The organism is Mastigocoleus testarum BC008, from assembly GCF_001456025.1.
GTDB classification, from domain to species: Bacteria; Cyanobacteriota; Cyanobacteriia; order Cyanobacteriales; family Nostocaceae; genus Mastigocoleus; species Mastigocoleus testarum.
Genome location: NZ_LMTZ01000092.1, coordinates 89,474 through 108,546 on the forward strand (window position 1 = coordinate 89,474; position 19,073 = coordinate 108,546).

The 19,073-nt window shown below is 38.5% G+C and carries 15 protein-coding genes; 11 read left to right on the forward strand and 4 right to left on the reverse strand.

The features are described from left to right. The first annotated feature begins 135 nt into the window (after positions 1-135). The 3 genes from BC008_RS18540 (at position 136) to BC008_RS18550 (ending at position 1,870) form a co-directional block, all read left to right on the forward strand. Entirely contained in the window at positions 136-1,011 is an 876-nt protein-coding gene (locus tag BC008_RS18540) for an urease accessory protein UreD (RefSeq protein ID WP_058183739.1), read from the forward strand. Positions 1,012-1,075: 64 nt separating this feature from the next. Further along, positions 1,076-1,378: an urease subunit gamma gene (locus BC008_RS18545; protein ID WP_027846152.1), complete on the forward strand. Its 303-nt coding sequence runs from the start codon at positions 1,076-1,078 to the stop codon at positions 1,376-1,378. A gap of 180 nt (positions 1,379-1,558) precedes the next feature. Further along, a complete protein-coding gene (locus tag BC008_RS18550; RefSeq protein ID WP_027846151.1) occupies positions 1,559-1,870 on the forward strand; it encodes an urease subunit beta in 312 nt (103 codons plus the stop codon). A gap of 82 nt (positions 1,871-1,952) precedes the next feature. Here the strand turns inward: BC008_RS18550 and BC008_RS18555 are convergent, their stop codons facing one another. Continuing rightward, a complete protein-coding gene (locus tag BC008_RS18555) occupies positions 1,953-4,946 on the reverse strand; it encodes a leucine-rich repeat domain-containing protein (protein ID WP_153009609.1) in 2,994 nt (997 codons plus the stop codon). A gap of 277 nt (positions 4,947-5,223) precedes the next feature. Here BC008_RS18555 and BC008_RS48430 point away from each other — a divergent pair, with 277 nt between their 5' ends. Both BC008_RS48430 and BC008_RS18560 read left to right on the forward strand, forming a co-directional pair. Further along, on the forward strand, positions 5,224-5,433 hold the full coding sequence (locus BC008_RS48430) for a hypothetical protein (protein ID WP_027846849.1): 210 nt from the start codon (positions 5,224-5,226) through the stop codon (positions 5,431-5,433). Between the two features lie 658 nt (positions 5,434-6,091). Beyond that, complete coding sequence (locus BC008_RS18560; protein WP_058183721.1) at positions 6,092-6,637, forward strand: Uma2 family endonuclease; 546 nt, start codon at positions 6,092-6,094, stop codon at positions 6,635-6,637. Positions 6,638-7,466: 829 nt separating this feature from the next. Here BC008_RS18560 and BC008_RS18565 read toward each other — a convergent pair. The 3 genes from BC008_RS18565 to BC008_RS18575 all read right to left on the reverse strand — a co-directional run bounded on the left by BC008_RS18565 (position 7,467) and on the right by BC008_RS18575 (position 12,658). Beyond that, positions 7,467-8,597, reverse strand: a complete 1,131-nt coding sequence (locus BC008_RS18565; protein ID WP_027847081.1) for a CO2 hydration protein — start codon at positions 8,595-8,597, stop codon at positions 7,467-7,469. Between the two features lie 244 nt (positions 8,598-8,841). After that, positions 8,842-10,344 carry an NADH-quinone oxidoreductase subunit M gene (locus tag BC008_RS18570; protein WP_027843906.1) on the reverse strand — a complete coding sequence of 501 codons (1,503 nt, stop codon included), beginning with the start codon at positions 10,342-10,344 and terminating at the stop codon, positions 8,842-8,844. Between the two features lie 457 nt (positions 10,345-10,801). Beyond that, a complete protein-coding gene (locus BC008_RS18575; RefSeq protein WP_027843907.1) occupies positions 10,802-12,658 on the reverse strand; it encodes an NAD(P)H-quinone oxidoreductase subunit F in 1,857 nt (618 codons plus the stop codon). Positions 12,659-13,300: 642 nt separating this feature from the next. On the opposite strand from BC008_RS18575, the gene BC008_RS18580 reads away from it, so the two are divergent. The 6 genes from BC008_RS18580 (at position 13,301) to BC008_RS18605 (ending at position 18,934) form a co-directional block, all read left to right on the forward strand. Continuing rightward, positions 13,301-13,609 (forward strand): carbon dioxide-concentrating mechanism protein CcmK, encoded by a 309-nt coding sequence (locus BC008_RS18580; RefSeq protein WP_010995042.1) that lies wholly within the window; start codon positions 13,301-13,303, stop codon positions 13,607-13,609. A 583-nt stretch (positions 13,610-14,192) separates the two neighbouring features. Next, positions 14,193-14,537, forward strand: coding sequence for a carbon dioxide-concentrating mechanism protein CcmK (locus BC008_RS18585; RefSeq protein ID WP_027843908.1), 345 nt, complete (start codon positions 14,193-14,195; stop codon positions 14,535-14,537). A gap of 6 nt (positions 14,538-14,543) precedes the next feature. After that, entirely contained in the window at positions 14,544-14,846 is a 303-nt protein-coding gene (locus BC008_RS18590) for a EutN/CcmL family microcompartment protein (RefSeq protein ID WP_027843909.1), read from the forward strand. A 301-nt stretch (positions 14,847-15,147) separates the two neighbouring features. Further along, entirely contained in the window at positions 15,148-16,875 is a 1,728-nt protein-coding gene (locus BC008_RS18595) for a ribulose bisphosphate carboxylase small subunit (protein ID WP_027843910.1), read from the forward strand. 477 nt (positions 16,876-17,352) lie between these two features. Next, complete coding sequence (locus BC008_RS18600) at positions 17,353-18,105, forward strand: LbetaH domain-containing protein (protein ID WP_027843911.1); 753 nt, start codon at positions 17,353-17,355, stop codon at positions 18,103-18,105. A 64-nt stretch (positions 18,106-18,169) separates the two neighbouring features. Further along, positions 18,170-18,934, forward strand: coding sequence for a BMC domain-containing protein (locus tag BC008_RS18605; protein WP_027843912.1), 765 nt, complete (start codon positions 18,170-18,172; stop codon positions 18,932-18,934). The last annotated feature ends 139 nt before the right edge of the window (positions 18,935-19,073 follow it).

The window sequence follows — 19,073 nt, forward strand, 5'->3', positions numbered from 1 at the left end:
ATTAGGTTTATACCTATTCGATCCACATGATTTGTGATTCAGCCTTCAGATTTTAATCCTGAAGTACTCAACTCTGAAGTACTTAATCCTAAAATAGTCAATTCTAAAACACCATGTTCAAAAAACTGGCATGGGATGCTCAATTTAACTTATGCTTCTCGTCAGGGAAAAACAGTTATTGTCGAACAACAAAATCAAGCACCATTAAAGGTACAGCGTCCATTATATCCAGAAGAGCAAACTGATCCAGAAGGACAAAAGATTTGTCACAGCATCATTTTGCATACTGCTGGTGGTGTGGTTGGTGGCGATCGCCTATCGTGTAATTTCGACTTACAACCCAATTCTCAAGCATTAATTACAACAGCTGCAGCAAGTAAAATTTATCGCAGCAATGGGAGCCAAGCAAGACAAAAGATTGAGATAAATGTTGATGAAAGGGCTTGTTTGGAATGGTTACCCCAAGAAACAATAGTTTTTAACGCTGCGGACTATCGCCAAGACCTACGAGTAGATTTAGCAAATAATGCTAGTTTTTTGGGTTGGGAAATTAACCGATTTGGACGTACTGCTAGGGGAGAAAAGTTTGTCCAGGGAAATTGGCGATCGCACACGGAAATTTACCAAGAAGGTATACCCCTATGGATAGATAGACAATGGTTACCGGGTAGTGAGGAAATTTTCTATAGTCCCAACGGTTTAGCAGGACAAGCAGTTATTGGAAGTTTGATATTTGTTGGTAAGACCATTTCTAAAGATATAGTCGAACAAGTACGATCGCTTTGGAAATCCAATCCCCACATGACGCTGTCGCGTCACGCTGCGCTAACGCCAATCCCCAATTCCAAATCCCCAAACCAAGGTGTTACTCGTTTAAATAATGGATTTTTATGTAGATATCGAGGTAATTCTACTGCAGAAGTGCGAAACTGGTTTATTAATGTCTGGTTATTGTTACGGACATCTTTTTTAAGTCGTGGTAGTTCTGTTCCTCGGGTTTGGATGCTTTAAAGCGATCGCATAAACCCAAAGGCTGCAAAAGAGGTTAATTAAGGGTTTTAAACAAAATAAGAAAATGCAATTAACACCGCAGGAAAAAGATAAGCTGTTGATTTTTACCGCTGCTTTGTTAGCAGAAAGGCGTAAACAACGGGGTGTAAAGTTAAATCATCCTGAAGCGATCGCTTTTATTTCTGCTGCAATTTTAGAAGGTGCGAGGGATGGACGTACGGTATCAGATTTAATGAGTTATGGAACTACCTTGTTAACTCGGGATGATGTTATGGAAGGTATCCCAGAAATGATTAATGAAGTGCAGGTGGAAGCTACTTTTCCTGATGGAACGAAGTTAGTTACGGTGCATAATCCGATTCGGTAATGAGTGGTAAGTAATGAGTAATAAGTAATAAGTAATAAGTAATGAGTAATGAGTAATAAGTAATGAGTAATGAGTGATGAGTAATGGGTAATAGGTAATAAGTAATAAGTAATAGGTTATTTCTTCTGATTTCTGACTTCTGACTTTTAACTTTTGACTTTTGACTTTTGACTTTTTTTTATGATTCCAGGCGAAATTATTACCCCAGAAGGGGAAATTGAATTAAACGCAGGTCGTCAACCAGCAAAATTGCTAGTTGCAAATACAGGCGATCGCCCGATTCAAGTTGGTTCCCATTTTCATTTTTATGAGGTCAACGCAGCTTTAAACTTCGACAGAGAACAAGCACGGGGAATGCGTCTTGATATTCCTGCTGGAACTGCTGTTCGGTTTGAACCAGGTGATGAGAAAGAAGTTACAGTTATTCCTTTAGCTGGCGATCGTCAAGTTTATGGTTTCAATGCCAGAATTAATGGACAATTAGATTCTTGATTTTTGATTTCTTCACAGCACGATAGCAAGGTAGGGTGTGTTAGTCCACTACTTTTTTTCAAAATAATTACGCATTACGGGACTAATTTCTACGTTTACTTGGTTCATCAATCCCATCGAGTAATTTTTCAATACTAATTTCTTCAGTAAGTCCTGGTACAATCACATCCCTGTAACCTTTTCTTTCCAAACTTAATAACCACTGGTAATCAACTGGGGGAACTCCTGGACGATCTAGCAAAGGTACTTTTTCCTCTGGAGTAATACCAGGAATAGTTTTATGAATATAGTCAAATTGAGAACGAATAGCAGTCAAGAGATTACGTCTGGTGTTTTCTGGACCCTTGACACGAATAATAATTTTTTTATCTTCTCTGTCAGCTTTAACTAAAGCTTTATTCCCTTCTTTTACAAGAACTACTCCGCTACGCCAATAAGTCTTTCTAGAAATCCAATGATTCATGCGGACAATGAAACGGGAAATAATGCTACTAGGTAAAACAAGATAATTATATTCAAAAGCTAAGGTATTATTCCACTCACCTGTTTCGGGTTCTTCTTTCGGTAAAATATCCGATATTAGAAATTTTTTATCTGATTCAATCTCAAAACACAATTCAAACTTTTGCATCATATCGATAATAAATATATGCTTATTTTTTGGGTAGTCACGACGATTTAAAATTCTTGCTAGCATTTCTCGTCTGAGAATTCCCTTTTCTTCAAGAATCAAATGGCGATCGTTGAGAATTTTATAAACGCCATTAGTTACCCATTCTGGGTTAAGTACATGGGTATGTTCTAATCTAGGATCGTCTTTAAAGTTCAGCACAACTCCTAAATCGTGAAGAAATTGAATCAGAGTGCTTTGTTTATCTTCTTCCTCTACCCCTTCTGTTTCGCAAAGGAATTCGTATTCACTGTACGGAATATAATCTTTGTCTAAGTCTTCCAGTTTTTGTTTGATATTAAACCAAGTTAGGGGTAATTGGTCATCAATATGTTCTAGCTGGTTAATTTCTTGTTTTATAACTTCTTCTAATTCCTCAATTCCTGTGTTTTTCTCACAAGAAGTTTCTTTAAAAGCTTTGATTTGGGGATATTTATTTTGCAAACTTCGCTGGTCAATATCTAAAGGATGTTGATCGGCTTTATTCCCGACAATAATTACTGGGGAATCCTTACCGAAACTTTGAATTATCTTCAGCCAATATTCAATGCGGTTTTCTTCTTCTCCTAATGTGGCGTCCAAAACCAAAACATAAAGACTACGCTTGGTCAGGAAAAATTGGTGGGTAGAATGCATGATTTCCTGTCCACCAAAATCCCAAATATTAACTTGAAGCTGACGCTCACCTAATTCTATCGTCCAATCTTCAATATCAATACCATCGGTTTTGTTGCGATGCGGATCGTATTTGTTTCTAATTAAACGTTCTTTTAGGCTAGTTTTACCAACACTACCTTGACCAACCAAAAGCATTTTCGCTTCATGAAGAGGTTTTGTTTGGTTATTCTGCAGGGATAGATAGTAATTAATAATGTTTGCAGGATTACTTAAAATCTCTGGCGGAGTAGGAGGTAGGGAATTTTCACTGATATTAAGTGTAGTGAGGTTGATTATTTGTCCAATTTCTTGGGGTAAGCTGCTCAGAGAATTATACCTGAGGTGAAGTGTAGTGAGGTTTGTTAGTTGTCCGATTTCTGGGGGCAAACTGCTCAGATAATTATAACTGAGGTGAAGTGTAGTGAGGTTGCTTAGTTGTCCAATTTCTGGGGGCAAACTGCTCAGATAATTATAACTGAGGTGAAGTTTTGTGAGGTTGCTTAGTTGTCCAATTTCTGGGGGCAAACTGCTCAGAGAGTTATTGTACAGGTCAAATATTATCAAGTTTGTTAGTTGTCCAATTTCTGGGGGCAAACTGCTCAAAGAGTTATTGTGTAGATGAAGTGTTGTAAGGTTGTTCAGTTGTCCAATTTCTGGGGGCAAACTGCTCAAAGAGTTATTATACAGGTCAAGTGTTGTAAGGTTTTTTAGTTGTCCGATTTCTGAGGGTAAACTACTCAGGGAGTTGTAGCTGAGGTGAAGTGTTATGAGGTTGGTTAGTTGTCCGATTTCTGAGGGTAAAATGCTTAGAGAATTTACGCTGAGGTAAAGTGCTGTGAGGTTTTTTAGTTTTCCAATTTCTGAGGGCAAACTGCTCAGGTCATTATTGACGAGGTGAAGTGTGGTGAGGTTGGTTAGTTGTCCAATTTCTGAGGGCAAACAGTTCAGAGAGTTCACACTAAGGTGAAGTGTTGTGAGTTTGGTTAGTTTTCCAATTGTTGGAGGCAAACTTCTCAGGAAATTTACGCTGAGGTGAAGTGTTGTAAGTTGGGTTAGGTGTTCAATTTCTTGGGGCAAAAGGCTTAGATCATTATTATCTAGGTGAAGTGTTGTGAGGTTAGTTAGTTGAAATATTTCTGGTGGCAGACTGCTCAGAGAATTTCCAAGCCATCTACCGTTTTTCTGATCCCATTTACCTAAAATGAGTTTTTTAAGTTTAGATAATTTACCTATTTCTGCAGGAAGTTGAGTTAATCCCATTCCAGAAAGGTCGAGTTCTTCCACTCCATCTCTAGCTGCTTGCTCTATTATTCGTAGTGCTTTACTTTCAGGTGTATCAGAATTACTTTTAGGACTGACAAACTCATCACCAGTTTCCAAGGGTTTGGGATTGCTTTCTTGCGTCGCAATGACTGTACTTGTATTGTCTGTGTGTAAGTCCTGATTATTTACTACCGGCTTTGGTATTTCTGATTCAGACGAAGAAATTTCTACTGGGTACCAATCAGCAACAATATCCTCTGGCTTTAATTCCAAAACATTACATATCGCTTCAACTGCTTCCTCCCCAATTTTGTATTTACCATTACCCCACTGAGGATTAAATAATCGTTTTACTTGATCTAACGTTACCTTTGCTTCTTCTCTAATTTTTTCATAAGTATATTTATTTATTCTTTTTGCCTCTTTAAGTTTCTTTACCCCCTCCACCGTGGCGAGATAACCACCTCGTCTTTTGTTGGTACCCATCAGCAACTTGCAAGCTAGTTTTTTCTACTGTAGCGAAAGAGTGCGTGTAAGTACGTAGAAGTATCTGGATAATTTGAATTATGTACAGACGTTGCATCCAAAATCTCTACAAAAGCTGTATTTTATTGAAGATAACTTTAGGTTTTTAACAGATTAGTACGATTTGATGATTATTAATGCTCGTATTGAATCGCTTTAAATGGCTTTTACTCGCTCTCACGCTTAAATACTCAACTTTGTGATTATTGGGGAGACGATGAAATAAACACACCGAGACATGTTGATCAAACCTAAAACTGTTAAAAGCTCCCGATCGCCCAAACCATCGAAAAAATCTAAAATCAACTCATACTTACTAAAGGCGATCACTGTTATTCTTACGACTCTAATTGCTTGGTTGCTACCGGAAGCACCACTTGCGATCGCGTTAATAAAGCTACTATTGTTTATCCTAGAATATTTAAATCAAAAACGTAATTCCGAGTAATTTTTTTATCTAACTTTCCAAGTAAATACTTGCTCATACCAAAGATAAGTTATTTCATACAATTCCTTCGCTTGCGGTGCGTTATGGCTTACGCCTAACACACCCTACTCTGATTTTTTAATCCTTCCAGAAGGGTCGAATTACAAATATACGGAAACACGAATGACAACACATAGTTTTTATACTTAGAAGCACACCGAAATATATCTTTTTTTAAGTCTTTTTTTTACTTTATATATTTTGAAATATCTTAATTCCAGAGTTAATCTATCAATTTAAATAATTAGTCAATATTAAATACACAATAATTAATATTATGAAATATGTGATGATTAGTATCACCTCAAAGTTGATACTAGTTAACAGACATAATTTCGTGAGAATGTATCAGAAATATTCAAATGTTCAGAAAGCACAGTATTTGATATCCACATAAGGAATACTTATAAAATACTCAGGATTGAACAATTTCCAAGCGTTGTATAGACAAATAGAAATAACAAATAATAGAATAAACATCCTTAGTGAAATAGCTACGGAAAGATTAGGGTTACAATGGAACCTTAGATGCACTGTTTGAGAGAAACAGTTTTTTACCAGGTTGTGTGGGGCAAGTTGAATAGCGCATGAAAAAATAGCAGAAGCGAGGCGAGATATTATGCTATTCGTTGATAGTGGCATTAAATTTATACATCAACAATTAGCTGCAGAATTAGCTGACTGGAATCACTATAAAAAGGCTGGGTACATCTTTGATAATCAAACACAGTTCAAACTACCCAATGGTTCTCATATCTCTCCAGATCTATGTTGGGTAGTATTAGAGCAATGGGATGCATTATCTAATGAAGAAAAGCAATCAGTTCCACCTGTATGTCCCGATTTTGTAATTGAAATTTTTGAAGGGGACAAATCTCTGGAACAATTGAGACTTCAAATGCGCGAATATATCAAAAATGGAACCCGTCTCGGTTGGTTAATTAACCCCCAAAAATCATCAGTAGAAATTTATCGCGTTCGTGATGTTCAAGAACGTAATACTCAAAAGTGTGACATTCTTGAATATGACATTCGAGAAATTGTTGCTTTTGGTTTTAGGAAAGCTCCAACTCTTCTTGGTGAAAATGTTTTACCAGGATTTTCTGTAGATCTCCAAGATCTATTTAATATTCAACTCAATTATCGACTCCAACATGTTGCTTAAATGATTGATTTAAGCGCCAAAGAAATTTGATAATTTTTCTTTTAATGGAGTGAGGGAAAGTAAACAACCAAATTGAAATAAACAGCACAGACGCACCAATAACACTGGTGCGTCTTTAAAAATAGAAGTAACGAGTAATAAGTAATGAGTAATGAGTAATAAGTAATAAGTAATAAGTAATAAGTAATGTTAGCGTAAGCGGGGCGCGACAGCGCACAGTAATAAGTAATGAAGCGCGTAGCTAGCGTCAGCGTACCGGATCCGCAAGGTAGCGCAGCTAGAGGCTATAACTACGTTACCTGCGGATCTGCCGTCGCCGCAGGCTCTAGGTATTGCGGGGCGCGTTAGCATTCGCCAGCAGGACACGTAAGTGTACACGGTGCACAGTAATGAGTAAAAGGGTTATTACCTAATAACCGCCGTCTTTTCAATAGGGTTATATAGTAACTAATTAAGCGGACTTGATATCAAAAGTACATTATTCCCGGTTCGCCCATTTTTTTTGGAGTTAGAGAAATTGCCAAAAAACAAAAAAATCTAGATGTCGTAAGGTTTTCACCTATTTTTCATAATTTTTCCTAAACAATCCCCAGTTCTAAAAACTCTATTTTTATGCAGTCGCATTCCGCAAGGTGGAGTATTGGGTCTTTGTTATAGCCAAAAACCCTGACTAAATCGTTTGAAAGACGCGCGGCTAGTACCACGTTCGCGTAGAGCGTCCAAACAGCTTTTTCTAACTTGATTTTACATGGGCGAACAGTGATTTATTACTTATTCTTATTACTTATTACTCATTACTGTGCGCTGTCGCGCCCCGCTTACGCTAACATTACTTATTAACGTTGTGTAAACGAGAATTAATTAATCGATCCATCCATCCTTCAAGATAAGCTTGATTTGCTTTTTGTTCTTCTGGATCTTGAGTATCGGGAGAATGGGGCATTAATCCAACAACTGCAGCATTAGTAACGCAATACATTGATTTTTGGAAAGTTTCACAAATTTTTACCCGTAAGTCATCTTCTCCCCGGAGGGTTTTCTGATAAAATTCGTGTAAATAATCTGGTAAATAGTGACGCATATCTTGCATCAGTAATGTGGGAGGAATACCAGAACCACCAATAGGTAAAGGATCTGCATACAACGCCCCATATTGGAAATTCCCTTGAACCGGAGGAATTTGACGCGCTTGAGCATTATAAGAAACTGTACCGGGGAAAGGTGTTCCTCGGAAGAATACAGCTTCTACATAAGGTACAGCCGTATCCATCAAGAAAGTTAAGCCTACAGACTTGGGAATGATGTCATAGTCTTTATCTTTGATTGTGACGGTGTAAGTAATTGGTTGAGCTGCTGCTGCTACTAATCCAGCTTTAATGTGGTTTACAACCTCAAGAATTGATGTAATTTTACCTTCATCATAGAGATCTGATAAATCTATGAATATATCAGACATCACTCGCCAAAATTGACCCAAACCACTGTAGTAACTATAAACCCGCATCTGTTCGATTAAAAACTGGGAAAATATTTTGTTAACGGCGAGAACGAAGGGATTATTTTTAAACTTTGCTGTAATGACGGCTTTTGCTCTTTGTTCAAATTCTGGCGAATCTAAGTATTCATCTAAACCACCACCACCATGCCATAACATTGCTTTCATGCAATACTCGGCATATTCATAATTTATCCGATCGTGCCACCAATGCCGAAATAATTTTTTGCTGTTGATATCTCCGTTAAAGTATTTAAAGAAAGGAAAAAATACTAAAAACTGATTTTGAGCGATGTAGATCAGATTGTTTGAATAAGCATCTAATACAACGCCATAACTTTTCAAAATTCCTACTACTTCTAAAAGATTAGTTTCACTATTGGGAAGTAAAGTTTCGTTGTTTAATAGACGCTGTATATATTCCGATAAAGGATGTGGCGAAGATTTCTTTTTAGCGGTTAACATTGTCAATTCTCCCTAGACAGGAATTGGTAATTGGTAATTGGTAATTGGTAATTGGTAATTGGTAATTGGTAATGGGTAATTGGTAATTGGTAATTGGTAATTGGTAATTGGTGATGGGTAATTGGTGATGGGTAATGGGTAATTATGAATTTTTAACTGTTAACTGTAGCCCGTAAGGGCGTGGCGTTAGCCATAAACTGTTAACAAAGCGTGCGCTTCAGCGCATTAACTGACAACCAAATTCTCAATTTTGACTTTTTTCTTGGTACAAGGAAACAGCAGCAATTGGGTTTGGTGGGTTTACCATTGCAGTTATTGTCGTTTCACTCCAACGCGTCAACCAACTGGGTTGGATGCCAAAAATTACAATTAATATTGCTAAAATAATTGCTGGGTTGCGATCCGACCAATATACCCGTGGTAAATTAACAACCTGCTCTGATAAACGTCCAAAAAATGCACGGTTAGCAAGTATTAAGAAATAAACAGCAGTTAAACCAGTACCAAGCATACATAACAGAGTTTGAACTGGGAACACCACAAAACTGCTACGAAAAATAATGAATTCTGAGATAAAACCGACCATTCCAGGAATACCTGCACTAGCCATTACCGCCAAAATCATTAAACTACCAATTAGCGGTAAACCCCGCTCTGGGTTCAATAGTCCCCTAACTACATCTAAATCTCGGCTACCTGCTTTTTTGTAGACAACACCAACCAACAAAAATAGCAATGCAGAAATCAAACCGTGACTCACCATTTGCATCACCGCAGCCAAAATACTTAATGGTGTAGAAGCTGCTGCAGCTAACAGGATATAACCCATATGTCCAATGGAACTATAAGCCACCATTTTTTTCATATCTGTCTGAGCGATCGCACAGGAAGCACCAAATAAGACGCTAACGACCGCCCAAGTTGCAAGCCAGGGTGCAAGGTAATTCCAAGCATCAGGTAGCAAATTCATCCCAAAGCGTAAAATTCCATAGGTTCCCAGCTTTAGTAGTATCCCTGCAAGCAACACAGAAATTGGTGTGGAAGCCTCAACGTGAGCATCTGGTAACCAGGTATGAAAGGGAACGATGGGAATTTTTATGCCAAAACCAACCAACAATCCAGCTAATAAGACTAGCTGGGTTGTTAAGGGTAGTGCTGTAGCGTTTAATCCTTGCAAAGCAAAACTGCTTGCACCACTAAGCCAGACTAGACCCAAGAAACTTGCTAAAATTAGAATACCGGAAACGGCGGTATAAATTAAGAATTTGGTTGCAGCATAACCTCGACGTTTACCGCCCCAAATTGCAATTAGTAAGTATAAGGGTATGAGTTCTAATTCATAAAACAGGAAAAATAGTAGTAAATCCTGTGCTAGGAAAGCCCCCGTTACGCCAACATTGAGCAGTAACAATAAAACATAGTAGAATTTCGCCCGTGGAATTGAAATGTCGCTACTGTAGATTGCAATGCAAGTTAATAGCCCATTCAAGACTAATAAGGGTAAGGATAGACCATCAACACCCAAGTGATAGTTCAAACCTAGAGCATCTATCCAAGGCAAAAATTCAGAGAACTGTTGGGTGACATTGTTTATTTGAAAGAAATAAGCAATGACAATTGTCCAAATGAAGGCGATACTAGCAAAGATTAAAGCCAACGAGCGAAAAGCTTTGCTGCTGATTTTTCCTGGTAATAAACCAATAATAGCCGCACCTAAAAGCGGCAATACAATCAAAGTACTAAGCATAGTCTAGGAATAAATTATGGGTCATAGATTCAGATAAATTTAAGTAAAGGTAGGATGCACGGCTATAGCTTTAAAGCTTGATATACAAAGTTTGGAACTTATATTTCTACATTTCTAATTACAGGAATAAAACTGTTTGGAATTACCTTTTGAATTGAGCCTGATATGTGAAAAATTTACGTTTGAGAAGCTTATTTACTATCGATTTGTTCTGTAAATCTTGTTCTAGGGATATTAACCTGGAAATATAACTCTGGAAATATTACCCTGGGAATATTTTCCCTTCGCAGATTATTTCTGGAATATCTTTCTGGAACATTGCGATGTGTAGAGACGCCGCATTGCAACGTCTCTACAAAAGAAAGATATTTTGTTGAAAATTCCCCTTCCCTATGTCTTCGATTAATTGTTTGATATTCATAAAACCTCAAACAAAGTCAAATTTTTAATATCTTCTTTAAAACGGTAAGTTATCCAATAAACCTAGAGACCAGCCCAAGAAAATTCCTAAAATGCTGATACCTACCAAAATAGTCAGCAAATATCCTTGCGAACGACCGGAAACACTATACCTTAAACTTTGTCCGCCAAACACAGTCGCAATACCAACGAGATTAACGAATCCATCAACTAAATAGCGATCGCACCACGCAGATATGTTGGACAAAAAGCCCACAACCGAAACAATGGTTACACGATAGATTTTATCGATGTAGAAGTCGTATCCCAATAAATCCTGGATCATTCGCCACGACATCAATCTCGATCTCGACCAAGCTTTGTGGAGATAAATCTTAGAACCAATAGCAACTCCCAAAAGACTAGAAGCAAATAATGATGATGCAACATACCAGTTGACACTATCCAATGTAGGTAGCAGATACCATCGCTGCAACATTACAGGAACTAACAAAGTTACTATCGTTAGGGATACCATTGGTAACGCCATCGGCCAATGAACTTCCGGTGCGCGACGGGTTTTTGGCTGCGGTTCTCCCCAAAACACTAGTCGGAAAAATCTTGTCAAATTTAACGCTGTTAGACCATTTACTAACAACAAAACTCCAATCACCCAAGGAGTAAAGTAAACTAAGCCATCAGACCAAGACAGCATCGCCCAAAAGCTACCTAAGGGTAATAGAGTTATCATTCCCCCAGCACCTACTAGAAAAGCCGTTGTAGTTGCAGGCATTCTTGACCACAAACCACCCATTTCCGTTAAATCTTGACTTGAGGTGGTATAAATTACTGAACCCGCACTCATAAATAACAGTGCTTTAGCAATCGCGTGGGTGAACAAAAACATCAGCGCAACGCCGCCTTGTTGCATCCCTACCGCCAAAAACACCAACCCCATATAAGCACTGGTAGAGTGGGATAAAGCCCGCTTAATATCTGTTTGAGCTACCGAGACCAAGGTTGCACCGATTGCTGTCACTGTTCCAAGAACAACTAAGGTGCTAAGAGCTACTGGTGATAACGCTAAAATGGGCTGCATTTTATACAAAATAAAAGCACCACCAGCTACTACTAAAGAGTTCCGCAGTACAGAAGCAGGGTTGGGTCCTTCCATTGCTTCATCCAACCACAAATGTAAGGGAAATTGGGCACACTTACCTGCAGGACCAGCGATTAAAGTTAAACCAAGCAAAGATGAGGTTAAAGGGCTTAATTCGGCTGTCTGCGCCCACTCATACAGGTCAGAAAAGTTTAAGCTACCTGCAAAAACGGAAAGGGTAACCACTCCCATTAGTAGTAACAAATCTCCGACCCGCTTTGTCCAAAAAGCATCCCTTGCTGCTGTTACCACCAAAGGTTGGGCATACCAAAAACCTACAATCAAATAAGTTGATAAGGTTAAAACTTCCAAAACAGCATAGGAGAAAAACAGGGAGTCGCTAATAGCTAAAGCACATAACGCCGCTTCAAAAAAACCCATCAAGGCAAAGAAACGTGCAACTGCCCAATCTTTTTCCATATACCCTAGGGCATAAAGTTGAGCGAGAAAACTTAAACCAGAAACTAATGCTACAGCCCCCATACTAATGGGTGAGATATCCAAGGCAAAAGATAAATCTAAATCTACAGCCTTAAACCAGTGAACAATTACAGTTTCTGGACCTCTGCTCGAAAAATCTTTAAATACAAGAATACTATGAGCAAAGGTCAATAATGTGGTCAACAAGTTAAAGTAAGCAGCTGGTCTTGGTCCAGTTCTGCGAACTATTCCGGTCGCCCAAGGCAATGTTAGAAGCGCGCCAACTAAGCCATAAATGGGCACACACCAAGACGTAACAAAGAGAAATTGATTCATTTAGATTATCCTTGACGACTTACCCCTACAAGAATTTTTGCCCAATGATTACATTGGGCATCAGGTTAATCTTGGGGCATTTTAGTTCCTCTTGATAGATGTTATTTTGCCATTTCATTTATTCCCATAGATTTAAACATCTATGAAAAAGTACCTCCACAAACTCACACTTAACTTTTGATTTATTCAATTTTTCTGGAGTTACAATGGCAATCTATCTTTCTGATAACCACAACTTATATTTATAATTACTGTTAATTTTAACTATCAATTTTATTGTCCCATTGTAAAGCTAAAGGAACAAGCTTCCCAATATTTTTAAAACTTTGTAATTCCTTTGCGCGACATAGAAAATTCTTTGCGGTAAATCAGTTCCACCTAATGATATAAAGAAATTATAAAACACAAATGGTTGCTTTACGAATAAAGTCAACTTCTATTAAGCAAAAAGCCGTCATCAAGATATGTTAAGTTTTTTAAAACTATTTTATTATGAACTATTATAGTAATTTATATTGCCACGGGGACAAAGCTTTCATATGCTTAATTTGAGAACGCTTTATTGAGCACAAGGAAAAATACCCCCGGTCTAAATTTTCACCTTTGTTGTACCAGTTGATTTAAGTTAGTGGGAGTTTTGCGATGCCTATTGCAGTTGGAATGATTGAAACCAAAGGCTTTCCGGCGGTAGTGGAAGCTGCGGATGCGATGGTAAAAGCCGCTCGAGTTACCTTAGTAGGTTATGAAAAAATTGGTAGTGCTCGCGTGACTGTAATTGTCCGTGGAGACGTTTCTGAAGTCCAAGCTTCCGTAGCAGCAGGAATAGAAGCCGCAAGAAGAGTTAATGGTGGTGAAGTCGTATCCACCCACATTATTGCTCGTCCCCATGAGAATTTAGAATACGTACTACCAATTCGCTATACGGAAGCAGTAGAACAGTTTAGGACCTAGCAATTAAAAAAAATAGGGATGAAGGGATTTGTAAATTTGCCAATTTGTATGCCCCAAAGGTGAGAAAATATTACTGTATCGGGTTTTTCGTTGACATGTCATTAATCATCTTATTGGCTTCAACATTCTTCCCTATAAAATCTAATAATTTCTCTCTAAAGTTGGAAATTTTGGAAATCTGGGATTTTAAAAGCTTGAGATTTGAGCAGTCTAAAATTTTAGAAATCTAACATTTTAGAAGTCTGAGATTTTAAAAATCTTATATTTGAGGAATTTTAGACTCTGGAAGGTTGAGACTTTAGAAGTTTTAGACTGTAGAAGTTGGCAACTTTGGAAACCTTAGGTTGAAATTTGAAATTTGGGGGGTCCGAATGGGAATCCTAAATTTGAAAATTACAAATTTTATATTTTCTCAGGTTGAAATTTTAGAAGTTTGAGACTTCAGAAGTTTTATACCTTAGGAACCTTAGGTTTGAGAAGTTAAAAGATTTGGCTTCAATAGTCGTCTTACATTCAAAGCTTGTACGTTCAAAGCTCCTATTAGATTTTTGTTTTCATTAGCCTCTTATTAAGGAACAAGATAATGTCAATTGCAGTGGGAATGGTAGAAACGCTTGGCTTTCCGGCAGTAGTGGAAGCTGCTGATGCAATGGTGAAAGCTGCTCGCGTTACCTTAGTAGGTTATGAAAAAATTGGTAGCGGTCGCGTTACCGTAATTGTGCGCGGAGATGTTTCCGAGGTTCAAGCTTCAGTTGCAGCTGGAGTTGATAATGTAAAAAGAGTTAATGGCGGACAAGTTTTATCTACACATATCATTGCTCGTCCCCACGAAAACTTGGAGTATGTTCTGCCAATTCGTTATACGGAAGATGTAGAACAATTCCGTGAAAATGTCAATGCAATTCGTCCCTTTGGTGGCAGACCATAAAGCGTAATGCAAATCGCCAAAGTGCGCGGCACAGTAGTTAGCACTCTAAAAGATCCTAGTCTTCGAGGTGTAAAACTACTGTTGTTGCAGTTAGTGGATGAGGAAGGACAGATTTTACCGATATATGAAGTGGCAGCTGATTACGTTGGTGCGGGAGTCAATGAATGGGTTCTACTCAGTCGCGGAAGTGCTGCTCGCAAACTTGATGGTAGCGAACAGCGTCCCCTTGATGCGGCTGTCGTCGCGATAATCGATACAGTAAATGTTGATAATCGCTTGATATATAGCAAGAAAGATGATTATCAATAAATTCTTATCTGGAACTTTTTCTCTGGAACTTTTTCTCTAGAAACTGTTATCTGGAGGTTGTTATCTAGAAATTGTTATCTGGAAGTTGTTATCGGAGTAATCGTGTTAGCCGTTCAGTTAACTTCCTCGCTAAGACAGCTTTGTTTGCTTGATTTATTTGCCGGAATAATTAGTTTTCTCGTTGATTTTGTCTCAATTTTATTTGTCTTGGTTTAAATCATCAGCGATCGCAATTTACGTTAATAGGTTCGATTACTGATAGCTGGACGGCTGATAGCTGTATATGAGGAGGAATAATTCGATGGTAGTCCGCAGTAAGGCGGCTCCCCCCACAACCTGGTCGAGGGATTTAGCTGAACCACAGATTCACGAAAGCGCTTTCGTACATTCTTTTTCCAACATTATTGGAGATGTTCGGATTAGTCCGAATGTAATTGTAGCTCCAGGCACTTCCATTAGAGCAGATGAAGGTACGCCTTTTTATATTGGTGAAAATACTAATATTCAAGATGGTGTAGTGATACATGGATTAGAACAGGGAAGGGTTATTGGTGACGACCAACAAGAATATTCAATCTGGATTGGTAAAGATGCCTGCATTACCCATATGGCTCTGATTCATGGTCCATGTTATATCGGCGATGATGCTTTTATTGGTTTTCGCTCTACTGTTTTCAATGCCAAAGTAGGTGCTGGCTGCATCGTAATGATGCATGCTTTAATACAAGATGTGGAAATTCCTCCAGGTAAATACGTAGCTTCAGGAGCAGTAATTACAACTCAACAACAAGCTGATCGATTACCAGATGTACAGGGAGAAGACAAGGAATTTGCCCATCATGTAGTGGGAATAAATCAGGAACTGCGGGCTGGTTATCTGTGTATTGAAGATAACAAATGTATTACTAATTTCCGCAGTCAGATAGAAAAATCTTATACAAACGATCGAGTTGAAACATTAGAAGTTGAAAGGTCACAAAGGAGTCAGGAAGTGTTTAATAATAGCCTAGGTAGTGAAACAGTAGAGCAGGTACGCTACTTATTAAACCAAGGGTACAAAATCGGTACAGAACATGTAGACCAAAGACGTTTTCGTACTGGTTCTTGGCATAGTTGTCAGCCCATTGAAGCTAGATCCCTCAACGAGGCGATCGCAGCTTTAGAAAACTGTATGGTAGAGCATAGTGGAGAATATGTCCGCTTATTTGGTATTGACCAAAAAGACAGACGTCGCATATTAGAAACAATTATTCAACGTCCTAACGGTAATCCAACCCCATCGACAACAAGTTCCTATAAAGCACCTACTAATTCCTACAGCACACCAGCAGCTGGTTATAGCAACGGCTATAGCAGCACCAGCACTAGTAATAGCAGTAACGGAACTGGTAATGGCGCGCTTAGTAGCGAAACTTTAGAGCAAATCCGCCAATTACTATCTAGTGGTTACCGGATTGGAACAGAACATGTAGACCAAAGACGTTTTCGTACCGGTTCTTGGCAAAGTTGTCGACCAATTGAAACGACTTCTACCAACGAAGTAATTGCGGAATTGGTTGATTGCATGCAAAATCACCAAGGCGAATATGTTCGTTTAATTGGTATCGATCCCAAAGCTAGGCGTCGTGTACTGGAAACAATTATTCAAAGACCTAATGGTGCAGTTGCGACATCTTCTTCTAGTAATGGTCATTATTCCTCCAGTAGTTCGAGTTCATTCAGTACAGCCTCCGCGAGTGCTGTAGCAGCAAAAGCTGCTGTTCCCACTAAATTAAGCTCAGAAATAATATCTCAAATACAACAGTTGCTAGCTGCCGGTTATAAAATTAGTGCCGAACACGTAGATAAACGGCGTTTCCGTACGGGTTCTTGGCAAAGTTGCGGGTACATAGAATCCACATCCGAACGGCAAATTATAGTGGAATTAGAATCTTATATGGCTTTGTATGACGGTGAATACCTGCGTTTGGTTGGTATCGATCCAAAAGCCAAGCGTCGAGTATTAGAAACTATCATTCAGCGTCCATAATCAGCAAAATTGAGATTTAGGGAGTAGAAAAATTAACGAATAGGAAAATAACAACTTCAAAGGAATTTTTACTCAATAGATTTGGCTATTATCTCGGTTGTTAATGGCTAAGTATCTTAGCTAAATACTTGACAGTAGAAAGCTTCGCTTTGAAAGCTTGCAAAATCAAAGAGAATATTTTCCGAGAAGGACTATTTATTAGGAAAAATTATTTGTCAAGAATAACTCTTTCCCAAAGAACTATTTCTCGATTGGAATAATCTCTGAAGAGTAATAATTTTTCCAATCATTCTCTTAATCTGATTGGTAAGTAAATATTTCTACTCTCTGATTCCTCAAAGATCTCATAAGGGTAAGTTTTGAGTTTTGACAATTTAGTTAAATAAATTTGTGAAATAAATAAAACCTACGCCTGCGAGTTTTATCCCCCAAACATCTGCTTGTATAATTTTTGGCTCTAATAAGGTTAATATTCCTATGTCCGTGCCGCCACTGCGTTTAGGCAATCAATTTGACATACATATCAGTGGCGAAGTTAGCATTCACCAAACTGCAGTTATTGCCCCAGGGGTAATACTTCAAGCAGCTCCAAATAGCAAAATAATTATTGCAGCAGGAGTTTGTATTGGTATGGGATCAATTCTTCAAGCTGCCCGGGGAATGATTGTAATTGGAGCGGGAGCAAATCTAGGTGCTGGATTTCTGATGGTTGGTGCAGGTACAATTGGAGAAAATGCTTGTGTCGGAGCAGCTTCAACAGTTTTCAATTCTTCTGTTGCACCTGGAGAAATAGTTGCACCTGGTTCAATTCTAGGAGTACCAAATCCCATCAAAGAAATACCTTCTCCGGAGGTAAATAGCAATACACAACAGCTAAACTCAACTACAAATCCTGAATCTGTAAGTTCTCCCTCGGGGAATACAGAATCAATGAATGGAAGAGTTAATACGAAAAATCCTGGCGAAAATTTATCCTCCCAATTCCCAGAAACATCTCAGCAAAAAGAGCTAAAGACTCCATCCCCTGAGGAAAATCAGTTAGGAGGTAACGAGCCCGATAAAACTGAGCAATCCTCCTCTAGTTCCCAATCCAATGCACCAGCCACTGAATCACCAAGTAATTTCGGCGCTCATATCTATGGACAAACCAACATCAACCGCTTATTAATCACTTTATTTCCTCACAGACAACCATTAAATCAACCGGAGTCTGAAGATTCGCCAGAATAAATGTTAATTGTGTTAATTGTAAATTGGTAGTTGTATTTGCGATTAACAGTCCCGGAGAAATTTCATGGAGACACACAACAAGTCGTCTCACAGGCAAACCTTATTTATGGATAGTGCCTTGGGATTAGTCTCTACCCGTAGCTTTCCTGCCATTGTAGGGACTGCGGATATGATGCTTAAATCAGCTGGAGTTCACCTAGTTGGATATGAAAAAATTGGTGGCGGACATTGTACAGCCATTATTCGTGGTGGTGTAGCTGATGTTCGTCTTGCTATAGAAGCAGGAGAGGATACCGCCAAGCAATTCGGTCAGTATGTTTCCAGCTTGGTAATCCCTCGACCTTATCCAAATTTAGACGTTGTTTTACCAATTACAGGTCGCCTCAGTCAAATTATTCAAGAAAATAGTTACTCTCGCTTAAGTAATTTAGCAGTTGGTTTAGTAGAAACAAAAGGTTTTCCTGCAGTAGTAGGAGCCGCCGATGCAATGCTTAAAGCCGCTGATGTCCAATTAGCCGCATATGAAAAAATTGGAGCGGGTCTTTGTACGGCGATTATCCGTGGTTCTGTAGCAAATGTCGCTGTTGCAGTGGAAGCTGGAATGTACGAAGCCGAAAGAATTGGTGAATTGAATGCAATTATGGTCATTCCCAGACCTCTGGATGAGTTAGAAAAGACTTTACCCGTTGCTAATTGTTGGATTGAAGAACGTCAACCATTAAACCTACCAATAAATATCAAAGAACCTATTGCTGAGGCGGAATTAGTTGAATTGCCAGATTTGAGTCAAGTACCTGAAACAATTAAAGAAACAATTATAGAAGAATAACTAGAGAATTTGGGAGTCAGAATTCACGAGTTGTGGAGATGTAACATTCTACGTCTGTACGGGAGTCATAATGCTAAGTCAATTTTGACTTTTAACCTTTGACTTGCGCTTACCAACATAAATGAAAACCATCCATTAA